We start from the raw sequence: 22,288 nt of genomic DNA on the forward strand, positions 1-22,288 counted from the left end.
CTTATGCGTCCAGGCCCGGAACGGGGAACTGCTTGCAAAGCGCACGCACCTGCTCATGGAGGCCGTGCAGCTTCGTCTCATCCGTCGGTGAGCGAAGCGCTTCGACCATCCACGCGGCAACCTGTTTCATCTCGTCCTCCTTCATGCCGCGAGTTGTCAGCGCTGGCGTGCCCAAGCGGATGCCGCTGGGCTTGAGGGGAGGGCGAGGGTCGTCGGGGATGACTTGTTTGTTGACGGTGAGGCCGGCGAGATCGAGGGCCGTCTCCGCGACGCGGCCGTCGATGTCGAACGAGCGCACGGTATCGATGACGATGAGATGATTCTCCGTGCCGCCGGTAATGAGCGTGCAGCCTTGTTTCAACAGCTCATCCGCGAGCGCGCGAGCATTGCGCACCACCTGCGCCGCGTATTCTTTGAATGCAGGTTCGGCAGCAAGCTTCAACGTCACAGCGATGCCCGCGACGGCATTCATGTGCGGCCCACCTTGCATCCCGGGGAACACCGCCGAATCGATCTTCTGCGCAAGCGACGCCTTGGAAAGAATCATCCCACCTCGCGGACCCCGCAACGATTTGTGAGTGGTCGTCGTGACGATGTCGAAGCCCGCATCGAGCGGATTCGCCAACGCGCCGCCTGCGATCAAGCCGCCAACGTGTGAGACATCCGCCATGCATAGCGCACCCACATCATCTGCAATGGCCCGAAACCGCGCATAGTCCACTTCACGCGGATATGAGGAATGGCCGCAAAGCACGATCTTCGGCCGCACCTCGCGCGCCATTGCGAGCACCGCGTCGTAATCGATATAACCTGCAGGCGGAGACGTCTTGTAACGAACGAACTTGAAGATGCGCCCCATGCACGACACCGGCGCACCATGAGTGAGATGCCCGCCGTGCGACAGATCCATCGCCAGCACCGTATCGCCCGGCGCAAGACATGCCATGTAAACCGCTTGATTCATCGGCGAGCCGCTCAGCGGCTGCACGTTCGCATGCTCGGCGCGAAACAAACGCTTGGCGCGCTCGATCGCGAGCGACTCGATGCGGTCGGTGAACTGCTGCCCGCCGTAATAGCGGCGGCCGACATAACCTTCGGCGTACTTGTTGGCGAAGACCGAGCCGTTGGTGGCGTAAACCTCGGGAAAGGCATAGTTCTCGGACGGAATGAGTTCGAGCCCTTCGCGCTGGCGGCGTTCTTCGCCGACAACTGCCTCGAAGACATCGGGATCGGACGAACGAAGCAAGTCGAATGAGATCTGCATAGCGGCGCTCCAGTTGAGAGGAGGGTGGACTTGGAGCCCAGGCGAGCGGCCGCGGCAGGGAGACCCTGCGCGCATGCTTCCCGATGGTTTGTTCCATCTGACGCCAGTCACATGCGCGGAGCGGATGCTACGCCAAGCATTTCGACGTCTGCAAGCTGGCACCAAAAGTAATGTAGAGAAGGTCGGCGGTCATGGCGCGCCGGGAACGATTCAGTGACAATCGTCGTGTCGTCTTGCGAATCCTTCATGGAGCGGCCATGCCGATCGATTACGCCAAGCTGAAGAGCATGCAGTTCGAACCCATCCGCCATACCTACACGCGGCGGGACACCATGCTCTACGCGCTGGGCCTGGGCGTCGGTGCGAGCGATCCCACGGACACGGGCGATCTCAAATACGTTTACGAAAAGTCACTCGTCGCACTGCCCATGCAGGCAGTCACGCTCGCAGCCGCGCCGATGCTGCTTGCGCAACCCGAGTTCGGCATCAACTACAAGCTGCTGCTGCACGCGGAGCAGACGTTGCAGATTCACAAGCCGCTGCCGACCGAAGCCACGGTCATCGGCGAGACGTCGATCGATGAAATCTACGACAAGGGCGCGGAGAAGGGCGCCATCCTGTACCTGACGCGCAAGTTGTTCGATGCCGCCTCTGGCGATCTATTGGCGACCATGGGCAACGTTGCGTTCCTCCGCGGCGACGGCGGCTTCGGCGGCAAGAGCGAAGGCGCGCCGAAACCTCGCCCGGTTCCTGCAGACCGTGCAGCTGATCATTCAGTCGCGCTGACCAACATGCCGAATCAGGCGCTGATCTATCGCTTATCGGGCGACTACAACCCGCTGCACAGCGATCCGGAGATCGCCGCGATCGCAGGGTTCAATCGCCCGATCCTGCACGGGCTGTGTCATTACGGCATGGCCGGTCGCGCGTTGATCAAGACGCTGTGCGCCGATGATCCCTCTCGCTTGCAGCGTCTGGACACGCGCTTCACCAGTCCTGTGTATCCGGGCGAGCCGCTGCACGTGGAGATCTGGAACATCGCCGCGGGTGACGCGTCATTCCGGGTGGTAGCGAGCGAGCGCAACGTCATCGTTCAGGACTTTGGTCGCTGCGAAGTTCGCATCTGAATTCAGAAGGCTCTCATTCACTCATGTTCTCAGCCTGCGGCGTCATCACCCTCACCACCGATTTCGGTCCCCAAGGGCCCTTCGTCGCGACCATGAAAGGTCGCATCCTGGCGCGACTGCCCGAGGCGCGGATCATCGACGTGACCCACGACGTGCCGGTGTATTGGCCGGCGGAGGCGGGGTTCTGGCTGGCGCGGGCTTACAGCTACTTTCCCGATGGCTCGGTGCACGTCGCGGTGGTGGATCCGGGCGTCGGCACCAAGCGGGACATCATCGCCGTGGTCGCGAACGGCCATGCCTTCCTGGCCCCGGACAATGGGCTGCTGGCGCCCATCGTGACCAAGGTGCCCTCGGCCAAGATCTACCGCTTCGACGCCGTCCATGCCGGGGCCAAGTTCAAGCTGCCCCCGGCCAGCGCCACCTTCCATGGCCGGGACATTTTCGCCCCCCTGGCCGCGGACATCGCCGGCCGCCGGGCAAATCCCGCCGACCTGGGCCCGCAGACCCACGACATCGTGCCCTCCTGGGTGGATGAGCCCTCCGTGGCGGCCGACCAGGTGGCCGGGGTGGTCATGACCACCGACCATTTCGGCAACCTGATCACCAACATCGACGGCGCCCTGATCGAGGCGTTCAGCCGCCCCATGGTCAAGACCGGCGGCCACAGCTTTGCCCTCAGACGCACGTACGGGGACGTAAGCCCGGGGGAATTCCTGGCCCTCGTGAACTCCTTCGGCGTGGTCGAAATCGCCCGAGCGGAGCAGAGCGCGGCCGAGGCGCTGGGTTTGGGGAGGGGGGCGCCGGTCGTGGTCAGCAACGCTCCCTGAGCCTTCGTTTGCCGCGAAACCGGGGTCGAACTATTTGATTCGCCTGTCCTCCAAGCCATTGAAAACCGCCGCGCATCGTATATAGTCCGCAGGCTTCCGGCCTTGCCGGTTACCGATGTAGTTGATTTGGCTGGATTTTTCAGGAAAGCCCAATGGAGAGAGACGACGATCACTTCGATCTCGACGATGACTTCGTCGCCGAAAGCGACGAGGACCAGAATTACGAGAAGTTCATCGACGCCGGCGCCCGACGCGCCCGTCCGAACGCCGCCCAGGCGGCGAAAAAAGGCAAAGCGGCCTGGAGCAAACTCGAGGATGTACTGGCCGACCGGCGCCTGAAGAAAGAACTGAACGATTTCGAAGAAGAATAGTAAGGTGCCGCGCGGACTGCAGGTTTCGCGCCCCTACAGCTGTCGCTACTCCGGCAAAGCTCTAAGAGGCCGGAGCCAGGATGGTGCGCGCTGGCCCGCGAGCCCGATCCTTTTCCTCACACCTAAAGAGCTTACAAATGACGATGGCTGATTCCTCGCCCGCGGCGTCGCCGTGGGTGGTGCTCAAGTTCGGTGGCACGAGCGTTTCCTCGGTAGCTAACTGGAAAAACATCGCGGCCGTGGTGCGCGAGCGGTTGGCCGAGGGAATGCGTCCCGTCGTGATTCATTCGGCGTTGTCGGGCATTACCGATCGCCTCGAACAGCTGCTGGCCTTGTCGCTCGACACGCAGAGCAATGAAGCGCAGGCCGTGATGAATCAGATCGAGCAGCGCCATCGGGATCTGGCGCGCGATCTCGGTGTCACCCCCAGCCAGAATCTGGAAGAGCAGTTCAAACGTTTGCGACAGATCGCCGCCGGCATCGCGCTGGTGGGCGAGGTGAGCGAGCGCCTGCGGGCTCGCGTGATGGCGCAAGGCGAGTTGATGGCGACGCAACTCGGCGCCGCATTCCTCAAAGCCCAAGGGTTGGATGCGCACTGGGTCGACGCACGTACCGTGCTCAAGGCCGAGCAGCGGCGCAACGCCAATCTGCGCTCGAGCTATCTGTCGGCCACTTGTAACTACGAGCCGGATCAGGAGCTGCAACGTCGCTGGTCCTCGCAAGGCACGGTGTTCATTTCCCAGGGCTTCATCGCGAGCGACGAGCACGGCGACACCGTGTTGTTGGGTCGTGGCGGCTCGGACACCTCCGGAAGTTATTTCGCGGCCAAGCTGCAGGCGCGTCGTCTGGAGATCTGGACCGACGTGCCCGGCATGTTCAGCGCCAATCCGCGCTCGGTGCCGACGGCTCGCTTGCTCCGTGCACTCGAATACGATGAGGCGCAGGAAATCGCGAGCAGCGGCGCGAAGGTGCTGCATCCCCGTTGCATCATGCCGGTGAAGCAGTACGGCATTCCGCTCTACGTCTACGCAACGCAGACGCCGAAGCTCGAAGGCACGGTTATCACCACGCAGGGCGGCAACGTCGCGGCGCAAGTGAAAGCCGTCACCATCAAGAAGAACATCACGCTGGTGTCGATGGAGACCGTCGGCATGTGGCATTCGGTGGGCTTCCTCGCCGATGCGTTCCAGGTGTTCAAGGACCACGGCCTGTCGATCGATCTCGTATCGACGTCCGAGACCAGCGTCACCGTGTCGCTCGATCCGGCGGCCAATACGCTCGACAAGGCGACGCTCGATGCGCTCGTCGTCGATCTCGGCAAGCTGTGTCGCGTGGAGGTCATCGGACCGTGTGCGGCGGTGAGCCTCGTCGGAAGAAACATCCGCGCGATCCTGCATCGCCTGGGCGATGCGCTCGAGCTGTTCGAAGAGCAGAAGATCTATCTCGTGACTCAGGCGGCCAACGACCTGAACATCACGTTCGTGATCGATGAGGCGCAGGGCGATCGGCTGGTGTCGCGCCTGCACGATATCGCCATTCAGAAGATGACCGCCGATCGCGTGCTCGGCCCGACCTGGGAAGAGCTATATGGCCCGAAAGACAAGGGCGCCATCGACCTGCGGCAGTGGTGGCATGAGCGCCGCAACGATCTGATCAAGCTGGGACGCGAACACGGCGCAGCCTACGTCTACGACCGCGGGACCTTGACCGCGAAGGCCAAGGCACTGCGCGCGCTGCCCGGCATCGAAGGCGTGTTCTATGCGCTCAAGGCCAACTGGCATCCGGAGATCATCAAGCTGTTCGCGGAGCTGGGCCTGGGCTTCGAGTGCGTGTCGCGCTCCGAAGTCGAGCACGTGCTGAAGACGGTGCCGTCACTCAGCAAGCAGAAGATCCTGTTCACGCCGAACTTCGCGCCGCGCGCCGAATACGAGTGGGCCGTGGAGCAGGGCATCTGGGTGACGCTCGATAATCTGCATCCGCTCAAGGCGTGGCCGGAGCTGTTCAAGGGACGCGACGTCTTCATCCGCATCGACACGGGCTACGGCCGCGGCCATCACGACAAAGTGCGCACCGCTGGCGTGCATTCCAAGTTCGGCGTGCCGTTGTTCGAGATGGATGAGCTCGAGCGCCTGGTGAAGGCAGCCGGCGCAAAGGTCGTCGGTCTGCATGCGCACACCGGCAGTGGCGTGTTCAGCGTCGATAACTGGAAGTCGGTGGGCGACACGCTCACTGCGCTCACGCAGCGCTTCAACGACGTGCGTATCGTCGATCTGGGCGGCGGTCTCGGCGTGCCCGAGCGCTTGGGTCAGCAGGGCGTGGTGCTCTCCGAGTTTGGCGAGACGCTCGCCGCGCTGAAGGCGGCGCACCCGAAGCTCACGTTGTGGATCGAGCCCGGCCGTTATCTCGTTGCCGAAGCCGGCGTGCTGCTCGCGCAAGTGACGCAGCTGAAGGGCAAGGGCGAAGTGCACTACGTCGGTGTCGCAACCGGCATGAACTCGCTGATTCGCCCGGCGCTGTACGGCGCGCATCATGAGATCGTGAATCTGACGCGCTTGGACGATCTGCCGACCGAGGTCGTCAACGTCGTCGGCCCCATTTGCGAGTCGGGCGACACGTTAGGCACGGATCGCTTGCTGCCGCCGACACAGGAAGGCGATGTGCTGTTGCTGGCGACCGCGGGCGCGTACGGACGTGCGATGAGCTCGACGTATAACTTGCGTGAGCCGGCGATCGAAGTACTGATCTAGGAGTCCTCACAAAAGCAAAGCGGGCCTCGCGGGCCCGCTTCGCTTCGTCCTTCCTGCGATCGATTCCTTCAGACTCGCGGCGACTATTCGGCGTCGCTCGCCGTCATCTCCTTGCTATGGCCTTCGCGCCACTCCTGCGCCGTCAAGGATCCGTCACTGTCTGCGTCCATCTTGCTGAACATCTGCTTCGAGCCGGCAGCGTGCTCGGCCTCGCTCAGCTTGCCGTCGTTATTGGTGTCCATGGCGGCAATCTTCTGCTCGGAAGACATACCCTTGGGCATGGCTTTACCCTTGCCGGCCGGGTCATAGGCCTTCTTGTCTTCCATCCGCTCTCGATCCGGCGTGCCTTCGGTGCGCGCGGTCGCATGATCCTTGTGCATCGACGAATGAGCAGAGTCCATCTCCTGGGCGGTCACGCTGCCGTCCTTGTTGCTGTCCATCTTGGTGAACATCGCCCTTGCGCCTTCCGTATGCTCGGCGGCGGTCACCTTGCCGTCGCCGTTCTTGTCCATCATCGACAATTTGTCATCCTTTCCTCCGCCCGCGACAGCGACACCGCACAGGATGCTCGCGATCGCGACGGGAATGAGTCTTGGAGCCAAAGATTTCATGGCAAAACCCCCAACGGTTTGTGTACCCAATCAACGTAGCGCCTAAGCTCAAGTTCCTGAGCATCGACGCGCCTTCCGAGCGCTGGATGCCAGGATTTCGGAGGCCTCCCGACGGTGTGTCAGGAGAAGATCGTCACAACCTTGCCACGGGGTAATTTGCGCCGTGCGGTGGCGGACGGTACTCTCTCGCCGTGCGTAAATTCTGCTGGCAACGCTGGGCGCTGATGTTGCTGCTCGTGACCCGTCTGTTCATGGGCGAGCTCGGCCATGCCATGCCGATGGGCGCGATGGACGTTGCTGAACCAGCAATCTCCGCTATGGAAGGCGATTCCGCCGCGTGTCCCGAACACGATAGTGGCAGTGCTGAGATGCCGACGGCACATCACGCGGACGCAAGTGCAGATCATTCCTCTGCCAAGCAGGACTGCTGCGAGACAGGGAACTGCGAGTGTCCCTGCCTGCACGTGCCGTGTGCAGCACTCGATGCAATCATTCTGAATCCCGTTGCGGCGACCTCGCTGCTGATCTCGCACGGCACGAATGGCGTGATATCACAACGCCCGTCCGGATTATTCCGACCTCCCGCCTGACTCTCTTGATTCACGTTTGCTGAGTGGGCATGTGGCCTCGGCCGCGGCCCGCATGTCGACGTCTTGATTCAAGAGAGTTTCATGTCATCGATTCGATCATCGCGCGCGGGCCTGTCGCCGCTGTCGCGCAGAAGTTTTCTCCAGGCGGCGGGCGCCGGGTTGTTCGTGCTGGGCGCGCCACGTGGCGCTGGCTGGGCGCAGAGCCAGAGTCAGACCGTGCTCACCGGCTCGCATTTCGATTTGCAGATCGGTGAGGCGCCCTTCAATTTCACCGGCCACAAACGCGTCGGCACGGTCGTGAACGGACAGATTCCGGGGCCGCTGCTTCGCTGGCGGGAAGGCGATACGGTTACCCTGCGAGTTGCGAATCGACTCGGGACCCGCAGCTCCATTCATTGGCACGGCATGATCCTGCCGGCAGACATGGATGGCGTGCCGGGGCTGAGCTTCGACGGGATTTCCAGTGGTGGCGAGTATCTCTATCGCTTCAAAGTGAACCAGTCGGGCACGTACTGGTATCACGCGCACTCGCGCTTCCAGGAACAAACGGGTTTGTATGGGCCGATCGTGATCGAGCGGCGTGGCGGCGAGCGCTTCCCGACGCAGCGTGATTACGTGGTGATGTTGTCCGATTGGACGGACATCGATCCCGAACGCATCTTCTCGGTGCTGAAGAAGCACAGCGATTATTACAACTTCCGTCGCCGCACCGCTGGCGAATTCTTTGCGGATGTCCGCAAGAACGGCTGGAGCGAAACCCTCGCGGATCGTCGCATGTGGGGCGAGATGCGCATGAACCCCACCGACATGCTCGATGTGTCGGGCTATGCGTATACGTATCTCATGAACGGCGTGACGCCGACGGGCAACTGGACGGGTCTGTTCTCGCGAGGCGAGAAGGTTCGGTTGCGATTCATCAATGGCTCGTCGATGTCGTTCTTCGACGTGCGCATTCCGGGATTGAAGCTGACCGTTGTCGCGAGCGACGGTCAGGATGTCGAGCCCGTCTCCGTCGATGAGTTTCGGATCGGTGCGGCGGAGACGTACGACGTCATCGTCGAGCCGAAGGATGATCGTGCCTACACCATCTTCGCGCAGGCGATGGATCGGTCCGGCTATGCGCGCGGCACGTTGTCACCGAGTCCGGGACTCGAGGCGGAAATTCCGCCGCTGGATCCACGGCCGCTGCTGACGATGCGCGACATGGGGATGTCACATGGCGGCCATGGATCCGGCGAGATGAATCAGGATCAGATGGATCACAGCCAGATGAATCATGGACAGGCGGATGCTCACGCTGGCCACGGATCTGCCGCTCAGAGTGTCGATCACGCGGCCATGGGACATGGGCCGTCGCAATCATCCGGTCATCCGGCGACGGAGCGCACGCCGCTGATGGACATGCAAGTCGAGCAACCGAACGTCGGATTGGATGATCCTGGCGTGGGCTTGAGAAACAACGGTCGTCGCGTGCTGACGTACGCCGATCTGCGCACCATTGGCGGCCCGATCGATCGCCGTGAGCCCGGTCGCGAGATCGAATTGCATCTGACCGGCCACATGGAACGCTTCGTGTGGTCGTTCAATGGCCAGAAGTTCTCCGAAGCCAAGCCGCTCAAGTTCCAGCTCGGCGAGCGGCTGCGGATCACGCTGGTGAACGATTCCATGATGACGCATCCGATCCACCTGCACGGCATGTGGAGCGAGCTCGAGGATGCATCCGGCAACTTCCAGGCGCGCAAACACACGGTGAATGTGAATCCGGCGCAGAAGCTGAGCTATGCCGTGACGGCGGATGCGCCGGGGCGATGGGCCTATCACTGCCATCTGCTATATCACATGGAAGCGGGCATGTTCCGCGAGGTGCACGTCGAGTCAGGAGACGGTAGTGGGGTTGGCGGGCCCACCGGTGGTCACGGAGCTCACTCATGAGCTCACTGATCAAGTTTCATCTCGCGTTGACGCTCTGTCTGGCCGCGACGGCCGCCGCCGCTCAAGAAGAGCATCAACATCACGAGCACACTCAGCACGATTCTTCGCAGAGTCAGCAGGCCGAGCATCACGATCACGCGTCACACGGCGATCAACGCACCGAGAGCGAACGCGCCCACGTTCCTCCGCCACCGCCTCAGTACGTCATGCGCGACATGTCGGAAGAGCAAATGGCGGAAATGATGGCCATGGACGACACGGCGCTCTTCGGCATGGCGATGTTGGATCAGTTCGAATGGCGTGACACCGACGCGGGCGACACGTTGGGCTGGGATGGTCGCCTGTGGTACGGCAATGATTACGATAAGGCGCTGCTCAGAACAGAAGGCGAGCGTACCGACGGCGAATATGAGGGCTCGGCCGAATTGTTGTGGGATCACGTGATCTCGCGATGGTGGAGCGTGCAAGCCGGCGTTGCGCACGATTTCGGCGAAGGTCCGTCGCGGACCTGGGCAGCATTCGGCGTCCAGGGACTCGCGCCGTACTGGTTCGAGGTGGAGGCCACGGTCTATGCGGGCGAGGAGGGCCGCACGGCGGCCAGCCTCGAGGCGGAGTACGAAATGTTCCTGACGCAGCGGCTGGTCCTGCAGCCCAAGCTCGAGCTCGATCTCTACGGCAAGGATGACGTCGCGAACGGCATTGGCTCGGGCTTCAGCCATGCCGAGCTTGGGCTGAGACTGCGTTATGAAATTCGCCGCGAGTTCGCGCCATACATCGGCGTGTCGTGGTCGCGAAAGTTTGGTGAGACAGCCGACCTCGCCCGTGAGCACGGCGACGACGCCGATGAGGTTCAGTTTGTCGCCGGCGTCCGCGCCTGGTTTTAGTGAGGCACTTGCCAACCAGTTGAGAATCGTTATCATCTATGGCGCTCGTCGGCGACACCGGCGAGCCGCCAGCTCTCGGGCCAGCCAATAACAAAGTCCATAACGGACGAGAGCTTCCGCAACTGGCCTCTGCTCCCGTCGTTGTGGCTCCGTGCGTCCGACAATCAGGGAGTCTCGCCATGTTCGTTTCTTCTCGCGCATCAGCACCGCTGATGGTTCGTCGTGCCCTTCGGACTTGCAGCCTGGCTGCGGTGATTTCGGCAATGCTCGGCGTGGCTCACGGCGCGGAGAAGACCGAAGGCGCCCAATCGCTTCCGACCGGCGGCCACGCGGGCAACGCGTTCATTGGCTCGTGGGACGACGATGGCGACGGGCAAGTGTCGCGAGCCGAGTACGAGACTGTGCGCAAGTCGCGCTTCGCGACGACCGACGGCAACCGAGACGGCTCGCTCACGGTCGATGAGTACTTAAACGAATATTCGGTCCGACTGGATCGCGACATCGCAGATGAGCGCAACGCTTCGCTGAAGCAGGCCGACACGCGCTTCAAAGCGCTCGATAAGGACGAGGACAGATTCGTCAGCCGCGCCGAATACGATGCGTCCGGCGAACGCGCCTTTGTCCTTCTCGATCGCAACAAGGATGGCAGGATCACTCAGGATGACGCCGAGCCGAAGGCGGAAGAAACACCGCGGCGGCGCTCGATCATTGCCATGCCGACCAGCCACAACCTGGCGGGCATGCTCGAAATCTATGACGACGATGGCGATGACGTTCTGAGCCGCGCGCAATACGAGGCCCAGCGAGGGAAATCCTTCGCCGCGACCGATGTGAACAAGGATGGCAAGCTCGATCATGACGAGTATGTGAAGGAATTCGACGCTCGTCTCAACGATCGAATCGCCGATCGCCGCGAGGCGCAGTTGAAGCAGGGCCGCGTGCGCTTCAAAGCCATTGACGCCGATAGAAATGGCGGCATCAGCCGCGACGAATACTTCGCCATGAGCGCGCGCATGTTCGATCGCGCGGATACGAACAAAGACGGCGCGATCACTCAAGCGGATCCGCCGCCAGCGCGGGAACGCCGCACCGAGGAGGAGCGCGCGGTCACGAGCCAGGTGCAGACGCCGTAACGCGCGCGCTCTTCAAAACTCATCAAACATACGCCCAGTCAGCCGGACGCCAACCAGGCATCGCTATCCACGGATTCTGTCTGGAGTTTGTCATGCGTACCTCGAGTACCGTCCTGTCCCTGGCCATCGCCGCCACGCTGCTGTCGGCGATGCGTCTGAGCTATGCCGCCGAAGCGGATGAACAGGCACGGCAGCTGGATAAGATCAAAGTCACGGCCGAGGAAGAGGGCCGCTCAACGTTGGGCAACCGCACGGTGGTGGGCGTCGCCCAACTCGAAGAAGAACAGGCGCAGAACTTCGAGGATGCGATTCGTTACATTCCGGGCGTGAGCATCGTGGACATGGGCCGCTTCGGTGAGAACGGTTTCAATATTCGCGGGCTCGAAGGCGATCGGGTGGCATTGACCGTCGATGGACTTGCGTTCGCCGAAACGGTCGAGACGACGCCTGCCTATGAATTCTTCCGTTCTGGACGCGGCAGCGTCGATATCGATTCGCTCAAGAGCATCGAGGTGGTGAAGGGCGCCGACTCCATCACTGCTGGTAGCGGTGCGCTGGGCGGCGCGGTGATGTTTGTCACCAAGGACGCCTATGACTATCTGAATCCCGACGGGAACGACACGTACTTTCGCGTCAAGAGCGGCTACACCAGCAGCAGCGATGAGCTGATGACGACGGCCACCTTCGCGAACCGAACGGGGCGGGTGGAGTCCATGGTGCTGTACACGCGACGTCGCGGACATGAAACGGAGTCATGGTATGACTCAGAGCCCATCGCCACCGGCTCGGGGCGTCGCACGCCGGATCCGATGGATCGAGAGAGCGATGAGGTGCTCGCCAAGGTGGATTTCCTGATCGGCGATACGCAGCGCTTCGGCCTGGTCGGCGAATACAGCCGCGCTACGAACGAGATCGACAATCTGTCTCGCGTGGGCGGGCTCGGGTATCTCACACGCCGCGCTGATGATGACAACGACCGTGATCGCTACGGCGTGCGCTACTCATGGGACGACGCGGGTACCTTCTTCGACAGCCTTGAATGGACTGCGGATCGCGTGGAAACCAAATCTCGCGGCTTGACGACGATCCTGGCCGGTACGGGGTGCGCACAGAACGTCGTGCCCTGTCTTCGTAGTGAGGATCGTGCGACCGAGCAGGTGCTCGATCGAACGGCCTTGGATTTCACCAAGGACTGGAAAGGGAAGGACGCCGGCCATTCGTTGGTCTATGGGCTCGCCTGGCAGCAGCGTGAGGTGTCGTTCTCGGCGGTGGATACGCGCTACATCGGCACCACCAGCGCGACCAGTTCGGTCACGGTGGATCCGGATCAGATCCCCGAAACCGATGTGACTACTTACAGTGCGTATCTGCGCGACAGCGTGTATCTGCTGAACGATCGGCTGACCCTGCACGCAGGCGTTCGCTACGACCGCACCGATTATTCTCCGAACCTGGATGAGCAGTTTGTCGATGAGACGGGCTCCGTTCGCGACCTGGAATTCTCCTCACCCACCTGGCAAGCGGGCATCGACTTCAAGCTCACGGCCGAGCATTCGGTGTGGGGACAGGTGGGACGGGGTTTCCGCGCGCCAACCGTAGGTGAGCTGTATGCGCCGACGGCCACGAGCACCGCGACGGAGGTGGCCACGGGCAATGAGGTGACGCTCTGGGACGCAGCGTCGAACCCCGATCTCGACGCCGAGAAGAGCCTGAACACCGAGCTAGGATATCGCTGGCAGACCGAACGCTACTTGCTGGGCATCTCGGCGTATCGGGACAAGTACACCGACTTCATCGAGACCGTCGCTCGTATCCAGAATCCTGGCACGCAGTATCAAACGTGCACTGGGACGAATTGCACCATCACGGACGGCAATGCATACCTCACACCAGCGAACGTCGGCGACGTTGTCGTCAAAGGCGTGGAGGTCGAGGGCCGCTGGGTGATCAATCGGCAGTGGTCGACGCGGCTGGCTTGGTCTTATAGCGAAGGCGAGAAGCAGAACGGCGACCCGCTGCCCAGCATCGTTCCGGCGACGGGCGTCGTCGGCCTTCGCTACGACTCGCCGACGCAGCGCTGGTCGCTGACCGGCAACGTGTCGCATGCCGAGGCGAAGAAGCTCGAAGACGCCGCGCTCACTCAGACGGCGCCGAACGATTTCTTCACATCGCTCGTGCCTGACTATTTGAGCGATTCGTACACGGTGCTGGACCTGTTCGGTGAGATCGACATCACCAAGGACCTGCGCTTGAGCGCCGGCGTGTTCAACGTGTTCGATGAGAAGTATTACCTGTGGCCGCGCGTTCGGTTCGTCAACGAAGGGACGACGACCTTGTACGGCTATGTCACCGGCGACGGCATCGGCCGCTACAGCGAGCCGGGCCGCAATTTCCGCGTGTCGCTGGCGTGGCAGTTTTGATCATTGAGTGTTGGAGATCTATCGCATGTTGAATGTTCGCATCGCGGGTGCGCTTTCCCTCGGAGCTGTCTTGCTATGCTTCAGCAGCGCGCAGGCTCACTCGCCGTATCTGCTGCCGAATCTTTTCGATCTGGGCAAGCGGGATCACGTAACAGTACAGGGCAGCTTCACTGAGGAGTTCTTCGAGCCTGACGTGGCGATGAAGTCCGACCACTACCACGTGCTCACACCAACTGGCGCGAAGCTTGCGCTGACGCCCGTGTACACGCGAGACCTTGCAATCCTCGAAGCCGACACGAAGGAGCAGGGCACCTATCGCATCTCCACTGGCAAGCGCGGCGGCCGCACTTCCAAGGCAGCCTGGGTCGATGGCGACTGGAAGTTTCTCGCCCCCAAGGAAGCGCCACCTGCGGGCGCGAAGGCGTATGACGTCACCAGCATCACCATGGCCGACGTTTACGTCACTCGCGGCAAGCCTTCTGATTCCGCGCTCGCGCCACGCAATGCTGGGTTGGAGTATCGGGCCCTGTCACATCCGAACTCCGCCTTCGTCGGTGCCGAGATGAAGTTCGAGGTCCTCTTCGACGGCAAGCCGCTCGCCGGCCACACCGTGTCCGTGTACCGCGGGCAGCAGCGCTACTCGGATAAGAAGGCCTTCGCTGAAGTCATCACAGACAACGCCGGCTGCTTCAGCTTCAAGCCTGACAAGCCCGGCGTGTACCTCGCGATGTCCCGCCACCGCCCAACGCCGTCGCCGGAGAGTCAGCAGGGCGTGAGCTACACGTACTCGGTGGTGGTTGAAGCAACGGAGTAGGAAGGTTTTGCATGGAGGGAGGGGGCACCCTCCGTTTGCGCGCTTCAGTTTCGGACGGAATTTGACATTCGACGTTTCTGCGGAAACGTTTACTTCTTGGCAGCGTGCCGCCGCTCCAGTTCGGCGACGACGTGAGATAACGACAGCTGCCGGCTCTTGAGCAGCAACGTCAGATGAAACAATAGGTCGGCGGCTTCGCCGACCAGCTTGTCGTCGGGTTGAGTGACGGCGGCGAGGGCGACCTCGACGCCTTCCTCGCCGACCTTCTGCGCCATCCGAGTCTTGCCTTCAGCCCAAAGGCGGGCGGTGTAGCTGCCTTCGGGGCGTTCGGCGACGCGTTTCTCGATGACGGATTCGAGGCGGGAGAGGAAGGCGAGGTGAGTGGCGGTGCTGCCGATCTCATCGCCAAAGCAGCTGTCGGTGCCGTTGTGGCATGTCGGGCCATCGGGGCGGGCGGTGATGAGCAGCGTGTCGTTGTCACAATCGATCGCGGCATCGACCAGGTGCAGGAAATGACCGGAGGTCTCGCCCTTGGTCCAAAGCCGTTGTTTACTCCGGCTATAGAACGTCACACGCTTCTCGCCGAGCGTCTTGCGCAGTGACTCGCGGTTCATGTATCCGAGCATGAGCACCTTGCCGGTGCTCGCGTCCTGAACGACCGCGGGCAGCAGGCCGTCGCCCTTGCTCCAGTCGAACGACTCGATCTGCTCGAGCTTCATGGCCGAACCTCGATCGATGTCTCGCGCAAGTAGTTCTTCAAGTCAGGAATGGGCAGCGCTCCCGTGTGGAAGACGCTCGCAGCCAGCGCACCATCCACCCGAGCTTCGGTGAAGACGCTCGCGAAGTGTTCTTTCGCTCCTGCGCCACCCGAGGCAATCAACGGCACTCGGCACTGCGAGCGCACGGCGCTCAGCTGAGCGATGTCATAGCCCTTGCGCACGCCATCGCTTGCCATGCAATTGAGCACGATCTCGCCCGCGCCGCGTTCTTGCACCTCGCGTACCCAATCCAACGTCTTGCGTGCCGTGTTACGCGTCCGCTCGGGATCGCCGGTGAATTGATAGACCTGATAGTCGCCACCGACTGTCTGGCTATCGATGCCGACGACCACGCATTGCGCTCCGAAGCGGGCGCTCAAGCGGCTGATCAGCTCGGGATCCATGAGGGCAGGTGAGTTGATGGACACTTTCTCGGCGCCCTCGCCAAGCACCTCTTCGGCATCGGAAACGCTGCGAATGCCACCGGCGACACAAAAAGGAATATCCAGAATGCGTGCGATCCGGCGGATCCAGCTGCGATCCACCGTCCGGCCATCCGGGCTCGCCGTGATGTCGTAGAACACGAGCTCGTCCGCGCCCTCGTCGCGATAGCGCGTGGCCAGTTCCAGGATGTCGCCCACGACCACATGATCGCGGAAGCGCACGCCCTTGACGACCTGCCCGTCTCTTACATCGAGACAGGGGATGATGCGTTTGGCAAGAATGGCCGCAACTCCTGAGAAGAAATCTTGTTTTCCAGCAGCGCCTTGCCGCTGATCACGGCGGCGACGCCGCATTCGCGCAGGGCGATCAGGTCGCGGGCGGTGGCAACACCGCCGGACGCCTGCCACTGTAGCTCTGGAAATCTACGCACCGCTTCGGCGTACAGCTCGAAGTTCGGGCCGGTGAGAGCGCCGTCTCTTGCAACGTCCGTGCAAAGGACATGCGACACACCGACGCGGACGAAACGTTCGACCGCGGTCCACAACATCACGCCGCTGGTCTGCTGCCAACCATGCGTCGTGAGCATCGGCAGACCGGAATCATCGAGCCGCACGTCGAGCGCCAGCACGATGCGCGTCGGATCCACTTCCGACAACCAGGACACGACCACGTCGGGTGAATTGATGGCGACGCTGCCGATGACTGCGCGCTCAACCCCCGCATCCAACAGCGCTTTGACTCGATCGAGCGAGCGTAGCCCACCGCCGACTTGCAGCTTCACCGAATTGTCGCGCGCGAATTTGACGATGACATCGCGGTTCGCTTGCGTGCCGTCCTTCGCGCCGTCCAGATCGACGACATGAATGCGCCTCGCACCGAAGGCGCGATAGCGGTCGAGGATTTCGGCCGGATCGTTGGAATACACGGTCTCGGCGGCGAAATCGCCTTTGAACAGCCGCACGCAGCGGCCGTCTTTGAGATCGATGGCGGGAATCAGCTCCATGGATGAGTTCAGTGAGTCTGTTGCAGTTGCAGGAAATTACGCAGCAGCAGCGAGCCGATGCGCGCCGAGCGTTCCGGATGGAACTGTGCGCCAAACACGTTGCCGCTTTGAACCAACGCCGAGAACTGCTCGCCGTAAGTCGCCGTGGCGAGCGTCAGCGGGCCCACCGGCGCCGAATAGCTGTGCACGAAATAAACGTGATCGCCGGGATTGATGTCCTTGAGCAGGGGCGAGGCCGAATCGAACTCGAGTTGATTCCAGCCCATGTGCGGCACCGGCAGATCGTCGCGATCGGCGAAGCGTCGCACGCGGCCCGGCAGCAGGCCGAGGCAGGGCACTTCGCCTTCTTCGGAGGATTCAAACAACAGCTGCATACCGACGCAGATGCCGAGCATGGGCTGACGCAGTTTGCGAATGGTGTCCACGAGGCCCGGGATCTTCTGCAGGCGCCCCATGCAGTCCGCCGCAGCGCCCACGCCCGGCAGGATGACGTGCGAGGCGGCGCGAACCTTCTCCGGATCGGTGGTGAGCTCGGAGGCCACTCCGAGCCGGTCGATCGCGTAACGAAGGGACGCGATGTTGGCGCCGCCACTGTCGATGATCACGAGCTGCATTACAACGTGCCTTTGGTGCTCGGCAGTTCGGTATCCGTGATGCGAAATGCCTGGCGCAATGTGCGACCGACGCCTTTGAAACAAGCTTCGATCATGTGATGGGTGTTGTCACCCTGAACTTTCAGATTGATGGCCGCACCGAGCGTCTCGGCGAGCGACCGAAAGAAATGCGGCACGAGCTCGGTAGGCAACTGCCCGACGTGATCGCGGCCGAACTGGCCTTCGAACACGAAGTAGGGCCGCCCCGACAGATCGATGGCCACTTGAGCCAGCGCCTCATCCATCGGCAGCAGGAAGCCGTAGCGATGGATGCCACGCTTGTCGCCGAGCGCCTGTTTCAATGCCTGTCCGAGCGCCAGCGCGCAGTCCTCGACGGTGTGATGCTCGTCGATGTGCAGGTCGCCCTTGCAGGTGAGCTGCAGCGAGAAGCCGCCGTGCTTGGCGATCTGCTCCAGCATGTGATCGAAAAAGCCGAGGCCCGTCTCGATGTGAATCGGCGATTCGCGATCCAGGTTCACCTCGACCTTGATGTCGGTTTCCTTGGTCTTGCGGACCACGCTCGCAACGCGAGTCTGACTCGTCAGGCGGGCCACGATCTCGGGCCAGGTGTCGCCCGGTGTTTCCTCCGTGCGCACACGAATGCCTTGAATGCCGAGGTTGCGCGCGAGCTCCAGATCGGTCTCGCGATCGCCGATGACATAGCTGTGATTGCGATCGATAGGGTGATCGCGCAGGTAGTCATCGAGCAGCCCGGTCTTGGGCTTGCGGCAGTGGCAGTTGTCCACGGGCTTGTGCGGGCAGATGAACTCCTCACTAAAGCGAATGCCTTGCGAGGCCAGCAGCTCGCGCAGGAACTCATGCGGCTCACGGAAGGTCGGCTCAGGGAAGCTCTCGGTGCCGAGGCCATCCTGATTGCTCACCATGACGAGGGTGTAGCCCGCATCGCGCAAGCGCTGTAGACCTGCGATGACATCCGGCACCAGGCGAAACTTCAGCAGGCTGTCGATCTGCTTGTCCGCAGGCTCGACGATGATGGTGCCGTCGCGATCGATGAACAGAACGCGTTGACCGCTCATGCTGCAACTCCCGAGGCCCGGGCGACACCGCGCACGAGGCGATCGTTCTGCTCTGGGGTGCCGATCGAAATGCGCAAACAGCTGCCAAGACCGAGCTGCGAGCGCGGGTCGCGAATGATCAGCCCGGCCGCGAGGGCTGCGCGCAGCACGGCGTCCGCATCGTTACAGTCCACGAGAATGAAGTTGGAGTCGCTGGTCCACACTTTCTTGATCAGGGGCAGCGGCGTCAGCCGCTCGGCGAGTCGGGCGCGCTCGCTCAAGATCAAGGCGATGCGTTGCTTGGACTCGGCGACGTGCGCTGCATTGGTGAACTCCAACACCGCATCGATGGTGTGAGTCGGCAATGCGTACGGCGTGATCACGCGGGCCAACAAACTCACGATGTCTTCGTGCGCCAGCAAGGCGCCGCAGCGCGCGCCGGCCAACGCATACGCTTTTGACAGCGTGCGCAGGATGACGAGGTTCGGATAGCGTTTCAGCTCGGACACCATGCTCGGCACGCCGGCGAATTCGATGTAGGCCTCATCGACCACCACCAACGCCTTGTCGCTCAGCTGGGTGCACAGCGTTTCGATGGAGGCACGATCCAGCAGGTTGCCCGTGGGATTGTTGGGCGTGCACACGAAGACGAGCTTGACGTTCTCGTTGCATGCGGCGAGCACGGCCTGAACATCCAGCTCGAAACCACGCTCTTTGACGAGTGGCACTTCGATGACGCCCGCGCCTTGAATGCGAGCGGACACTTTGTACATGCCGAAGGTGGGCGGGCAGATCAGCACGCTATCGACGCCGGCGCGACAGAAAGCGCGCACCAGCAGATCAATGCCTTCATCGCTGCCGCGTCCGGCGATCACGCTCTTGGGCGCAACCCCATACAAGTGAGCGAGATGCTCGATGAGCGCATCGGGCTGCGGCTCGGGATAACGATTGAGCCCTGCGCCGGAGCGATCACCGTCCGCGCGCCAGGGCATTTCGTTCGCGTGCATGCGCTCGAGCGTCGGCTCCCACGCCGCGTGTTGATAGGGCTGCAGCGACAGGATGTCGGGCCGGGCAAGTTTGAGAATCGGGTTCATGAGGGGTTCGCGAGTTGGCGCAGGCGCACTTGCACTGCATTGGCGTGTGCGTCGAGGCCTTCGAGGCCAGCGATGGTGACGGCGGTGGGCCCCAGATCGCGCAGGCCGTCGGCAGTGAGCTCCTGCACGGTCATGCGCTTCTGGAAATCGACCAGCGACAGGCCGCTGTAAGCGCGGGCAAATCCATAGGTGGGCAACACATGATTCGTGCCGCTGCAGTAATCGCCCATGGTCTCGGGCGTCCAGGCGCCGAGAAACACAGAGCCGGCGTTACGGATGCTGGGCAACCAATCGCGAGCGTTCGCGACCTGCACGATCAGGTGCTCGGGTGCGTAGGCGTTGCTCAGCTCGAATGCGGACTGCAGGGATTCGACAAGAAACAATCGCGCATGATTGATGGACTCGCGCAAGGTGCTCTCGCGGCCGAGCCGGCGCATCTGCGCTTCCAATTGATCGATTGTCGCTTCGGCAAGCTTGCGAGAGGTCGTTACGAGAATGGCCTGTGCGTCGGCGCTGTGCTCGGCCTGGGCCAGCAGATCCGCGGCGACGAATTCGGCGTTCGCGCGCTCATCGGCAATGACCAGCACTTCAGAAGGACCCGCGGGCAGATCGAGCGCTGCGCCATCAGGATCGTTCGCGGCGAGAATCTTTGCAGCCGTGACCCAGGAGTTGCCCGGACCGAGCACTTTGTCGACCTTCGGAATGGCCTCGGTGCCATAGGCCATGGCGGCGACCGCCTGCGCGCCGCCGACCTTGAACACGCGATCGACGCCGCACAGCTTCGCGACGACCAGCACCGCAGGATCGGCGGAGCCGTCCTTGCGCGGTGGTGTGCAGATGATGCGTGTGGGGCAGCCGGCGATGCTTGCGGGCACAGCCAGCATGATGGCGGCGGAGGGCAGGGGAGCGACGCCCGCGGGGACATACAAGCCGACGGCGTCGATGGCGCGAAAGTGACGCTCGCAAACCACGCCGGGCGATGTTTCTACGCGCAGCGGATTGCCGAGCTGCGCCTCGTGGAAACGACGCACGTTGCTGATGGCTCGTTCGAGCGCGGCGCGCTGTTCACTGCTCAATGCGCTTTCGGCGGCCGCGAATTCAGCGGCGCTGACTTCGAGCGATAGAAGCTTCACGCCATCGAAGCGCTCGGTGAATTCGAGGACCGCTCGATCGCCGCGAGCGCGAACGTCCTTGATGATCTCGCTGACGCGTCGATGCAGGGCCTCGCTATCCGCCTGTGCGGGCCGCCGCAAGGCAGCTCGCCGCTCATCCGCGGAAAGATTCGACCATTCAAGCAGCGCCAGACTCACAGTGGACCTCGTCACGCCAACATCTTCTCGACGGGCAACACCAGGATGGCGCTCGCGCCTGCGGCTTTGAGGCTCTCGAGCGTCTCCCAGAACACGTTCTCGCGACACACCGCATGCACAGCGACTTTGTCGCCGGTGCCATCGAGCGGCACGATGGTGGGCGACTCGCTGCCGGGCAGGAGTTTGCGAATGTCCGCAAGCTTCGAGCGCGGGGCGTGCAGCATGATGTATTTGCTTTCCTTCACCTGCTGCACACCGTCGATGCGCATGGTCAGGCGATGGATCCAGTCCTGCTTTTCGGCCGAGACCGGCACCGGCGTCGTGATGATCGCGGCCTGGCTTTCCAGAATGGTCTCGGCCTCCCACAGGTGGTTCGCGAGCAGCGTCGAGCCGGTCGAGACGAGATCACAAATGAAATCGGCGCGACCCAGGCGAGGCGCGATCTCCACCGCGCCAGACAACGTCACGATCTCCGCCTGCACGTCCCGCTGGCGCAGATAGCGGGCAAGAATGTTTGGATACGTCGTCGCGATGCGCTTGCCATGCAGTGAGCGCGCATCTTTGTATTCGACGCCATCGGGCACGGCGATGGACAGACGACACTTGCCGTAGTCGAGCGTCATCAACTGTTCGAACAGCGGCTGCACGCCCTTGGCCTGGAAGGCGAGGCGTTTCTCTTCGATCACGTTCAAGCCGACGATGCCGAGATCGCAAACATCCTGCTGCACCAGGTCCGGAATGTCGTCATCGCGCACGAACAGCAGATCGAGCGGCATGTTCTCGCCATAGCACATCAGCTGGTCCTTGCCGCGGCTGTACTTCAAGCCGCAACGGACCATCAGGTCCAGCGAGTTCTCGGTGAGGCGCCCGGACTTCTGCAGGGCCACTTTGAGGCGGGTAGCTTTGTCGATCATGGTCGGGCGCGCCCAGTATCCTGTGAACGAGAGTCGGAAGAATCTTTCATGCGTTCGGCGGCGAGCGTGTAGCCGCCGTTGCCGTTGAGCAGGTAGCGTGCGACGCGTCCGATCGTGGTCACGCTGACACCGGTCTGCTTGTGAATTTCCCGATACGGCACGCCCTGCTGGAGCAGGGCGACCACGGCCCAGCGATCAGCCAGCGCCTGCAACTCGGCCGGCGTGCACAGATCGCGAAAGAACGCGCGGCATTCCTCGACGCTGCGCAAAGTCAGGATGGCGCCAAACAGCGCCCGTTCCGCTAACGCCTCCTGGCGCGGCGTCAATGCCCGATGCTCTTTCATACGGTCCCGAACCCCACCGAGGGTCTGTGGTC

Annotated in this window: 21 protein-coding genes and 1 riboswitch; of the genes, 10 read left to right on the forward strand and 11 right to left on the reverse strand. The window is 62.4% G+C overall.

All coding sequences use genetic code 11. From position 1 onward, the window contains the following. Position 1 precedes the first annotated feature (1 nt). A complete protein-coding gene (glyA, locus tag VGD45_RS19755; RefSeq protein ID WP_331157065.1) occupies positions 2-1,264 on the reverse strand; it encodes a serine hydroxymethyltransferase in 1,263 nt (420 codons plus the stop codon). Between the two features lie 28 nt (positions 1,265-1,292). Continuing rightward, positions 1,293-1,385, reverse strand: a riboswitch (ZMP/ZTP riboswitch). 136 nt (positions 1,386-1,521) lie between these two features. On the opposite strand from glyA, the gene VGD45_RS19760 reads away from it, so the two are divergent. The 4 genes from VGD45_RS19760 to VGD45_RS19775 all read left to right on the forward strand — a co-directional run bounded on the left by VGD45_RS19760 (position 1,522) and on the right by VGD45_RS19775 (position 6,336). Next, positions 1,522-2,391 (forward strand): MaoC/PaaZ C-terminal domain-containing protein, encoded by an 870-nt coding sequence (locus VGD45_RS19760; RefSeq protein WP_331157066.1) that lies wholly within the window; start codon positions 1,522-1,524, stop codon positions 2,389-2,391. A gap of 23 nt (positions 2,392-2,414) precedes the next feature. Next, positions 2,415-3,218, forward strand: a complete 804-nt coding sequence (locus tag VGD45_RS19765; protein WP_331157067.1) for an SAM-dependent chlorinase/fluorinase — start codon at positions 2,415-2,417, stop codon at positions 3,216-3,218. Positions 3,219-3,370: 152 nt separating this feature from the next. After that, positions 3,371-3,589 (forward strand): hypothetical protein, encoded by a 219-nt coding sequence (locus VGD45_RS19770; RefSeq protein WP_331157068.1) that lies wholly within the window; start codon positions 3,371-3,373, stop codon positions 3,587-3,589. A gap of 137 nt (positions 3,590-3,726) precedes the next feature. Continuing rightward, positions 3,727-6,336 carry a bifunctional aspartate kinase/diaminopimelate decarboxylase gene (locus VGD45_RS19775; protein WP_331157069.1) on the forward strand — a complete coding sequence of 870 codons (2,610 nt, stop codon included), beginning with the start codon at positions 3,727-3,729 and terminating at the stop codon, positions 6,334-6,336. An 83-nt stretch (positions 6,337-6,419) separates the two neighbouring features. On the opposite strand, the gene VGD45_RS19780 is transcribed toward VGD45_RS19775, so the two are convergent. Beyond that, on the reverse strand, positions 6,420-6,977 hold the full coding sequence (locus VGD45_RS19780) for a hypothetical protein (RefSeq protein ID WP_331157070.1): 558 nt from the start codon (positions 6,975-6,977) through the stop codon (positions 6,420-6,422). A 194-nt stretch (positions 6,978-7,171) separates the two neighbouring features. Here VGD45_RS19780 and VGD45_RS19785 point away from each other — a divergent pair, with 194 nt between their 5' ends. The 6 genes from VGD45_RS19785 to VGD45_RS19810 all read left to right on the forward strand — a co-directional run bounded on the left by VGD45_RS19785 (position 7,172) and on the right by VGD45_RS19810 (position 14,720). Further along, complete coding sequence (locus VGD45_RS19785; protein WP_331157071.1) at positions 7,172-7,537, forward strand: CopL family metal-binding regulatory protein; 366 nt, start codon at positions 7,172-7,174, stop codon at positions 7,535-7,537. An 81-nt stretch (positions 7,538-7,618) separates the two neighbouring features. Further along, the gene (locus tag VGD45_RS19790) at positions 7,619-9,469 is read left to right on the forward strand and encodes a copper resistance system multicopper oxidase (protein WP_331157072.1); all 1,851 of its coding nucleotides are present in this window, start codon (positions 7,619-7,621) and stop codon (positions 9,467-9,469) included. After that, a complete protein-coding gene (locus VGD45_RS19795) occupies positions 9,466-10,353 on the forward strand; it encodes a copper resistance protein B (RefSeq protein WP_331157073.1) in 888 nt (295 codons plus the stop codon). The genes VGD45_RS19790 and VGD45_RS19795 overlap by 4 nt, the downstream gene beginning before the upstream one ends. Before the next feature lie 179 nt (positions 10,354-10,532). Next, on the forward strand, positions 10,533-11,486 hold the full coding sequence (locus VGD45_RS19800; RefSeq protein WP_331157074.1) for a hypothetical protein: 954 nt from the start codon (positions 10,533-10,535) through the stop codon (positions 11,484-11,486). A gap of 92 nt (positions 11,487-11,578) precedes the next feature. Then, the gene (locus tag VGD45_RS19805; RefSeq protein WP_331157075.1) at positions 11,579-13,906 is read left to right on the forward strand and encodes a TonB-dependent hemoglobin/transferrin/lactoferrin family receptor; all 2,328 of its coding nucleotides are present in this window, start codon (positions 11,579-11,581) and stop codon (positions 13,904-13,906) included. A 25-nt stretch (positions 13,907-13,931) separates the two neighbouring features. Continuing rightward, on the forward strand, positions 13,932-14,720 hold the full coding sequence (locus tag VGD45_RS19810; protein ID WP_331157076.1) for a DUF4198 domain-containing protein: 789 nt from the start codon (positions 13,932-13,934) through the stop codon (positions 14,718-14,720). 89 nt (positions 14,721-14,809) lie between these two features. Here the strand turns inward: VGD45_RS19810 and hisIE are convergent, their stop codons facing one another. From hisIE to VGD45_RS19855, 9 genes are read right to left on the reverse strand one after another with little or no spacing between them, the layout of a single operon-like run. Then, entirely contained in the window at positions 14,810-15,439 is a 630-nt protein-coding gene (hisIE, locus tag VGD45_RS19815) for a bifunctional phosphoribosyl-AMP cyclohydrolase/phosphoribosyl-ATP diphosphatase HisIE (RefSeq protein WP_331157077.1), read from the reverse strand. After that, on the reverse strand, positions 15,436-16,203 hold the full coding sequence (gene hisF, locus VGD45_RS19820) for an imidazole glycerol phosphate synthase subunit HisF (protein WP_349263323.1): 768 nt from the start codon (positions 16,201-16,203) through the stop codon (positions 15,436-15,438). The genes hisIE and hisF overlap by 4 nt, the downstream gene beginning before the upstream one ends. After that, positions 16,167-16,925 (reverse strand): 1-(5-phosphoribosyl)-5-[(5-phosphoribosylamino)methylideneamino]imidazole-4-carboxamide isomerase, encoded by a 759-nt coding sequence (gene hisA / locus VGD45_RS19825; protein ID WP_331157079.1) that lies wholly within the window; start codon positions 16,923-16,925, stop codon positions 16,167-16,169. Before hisA ends, hisF begins: the two co-directional genes overlap by 37 nt. A gap of 8 nt (positions 16,926-16,933) precedes the next feature. Further along, a complete protein-coding gene (gene hisH / locus VGD45_RS19830) occupies positions 16,934-17,539 on the reverse strand; it encodes an imidazole glycerol phosphate synthase subunit HisH (RefSeq protein WP_331157080.1) in 606 nt (201 codons plus the stop codon). Beyond that, positions 17,539-18,615: a bifunctional histidinol-phosphatase/imidazoleglycerol-phosphate dehydratase HisB gene (hisB, locus tag VGD45_RS19835; RefSeq protein WP_331157081.1), complete on the reverse strand. Its 1,077-nt coding sequence runs from the start codon at positions 18,613-18,615 to the stop codon at positions 17,539-17,541. The genes hisH and hisB overlap by 1 nt, the downstream gene beginning before the upstream one ends. Next, positions 18,612-19,688: a histidinol-phosphate transaminase gene (gene hisC / locus VGD45_RS19840; RefSeq protein ID WP_331157082.1), complete on the reverse strand. Its 1,077-nt coding sequence runs from the start codon at positions 19,686-19,688 to the stop codon at positions 18,612-18,614. The genes hisB and hisC overlap by 4 nt, the downstream gene beginning before the upstream one ends. After that, positions 19,685-21,013, reverse strand: a complete 1,329-nt coding sequence (gene hisD / locus VGD45_RS19845; RefSeq protein WP_331157083.1) for a histidinol dehydrogenase — start codon at positions 21,011-21,013, stop codon at positions 19,685-19,687. The genes hisC and hisD overlap by 4 nt, the downstream gene beginning before the upstream one ends. Then, positions 21,010-21,909: an ATP phosphoribosyltransferase gene (hisG, locus tag VGD45_RS19850; protein ID WP_414717593.1), complete on the reverse strand. Its 900-nt coding sequence runs from the start codon at positions 21,907-21,909 to the stop codon at positions 21,010-21,012. Before hisG ends, hisD begins: the two co-directional genes overlap by 4 nt. After that, positions 21,909-22,256, reverse strand: coding sequence for a YerC/YecD family TrpR-related protein (locus VGD45_RS19855; RefSeq protein ID WP_331157085.1), 348 nt, complete (start codon positions 22,254-22,256; stop codon positions 21,909-21,911). Before VGD45_RS19855 ends, hisG begins: the two co-directional genes overlap by 1 nt. Positions 22,257-22,288 lie beyond the last annotated feature (32 nt).

Origin of the sequence: Steroidobacter sp., assembly GCF_036402275.1 — a bacterium.
Lineage (GTDB): Bacteria > Pseudomonadota > Gammaproteobacteria > Steroidobacterales > Steroidobacteraceae > Steroidobacter.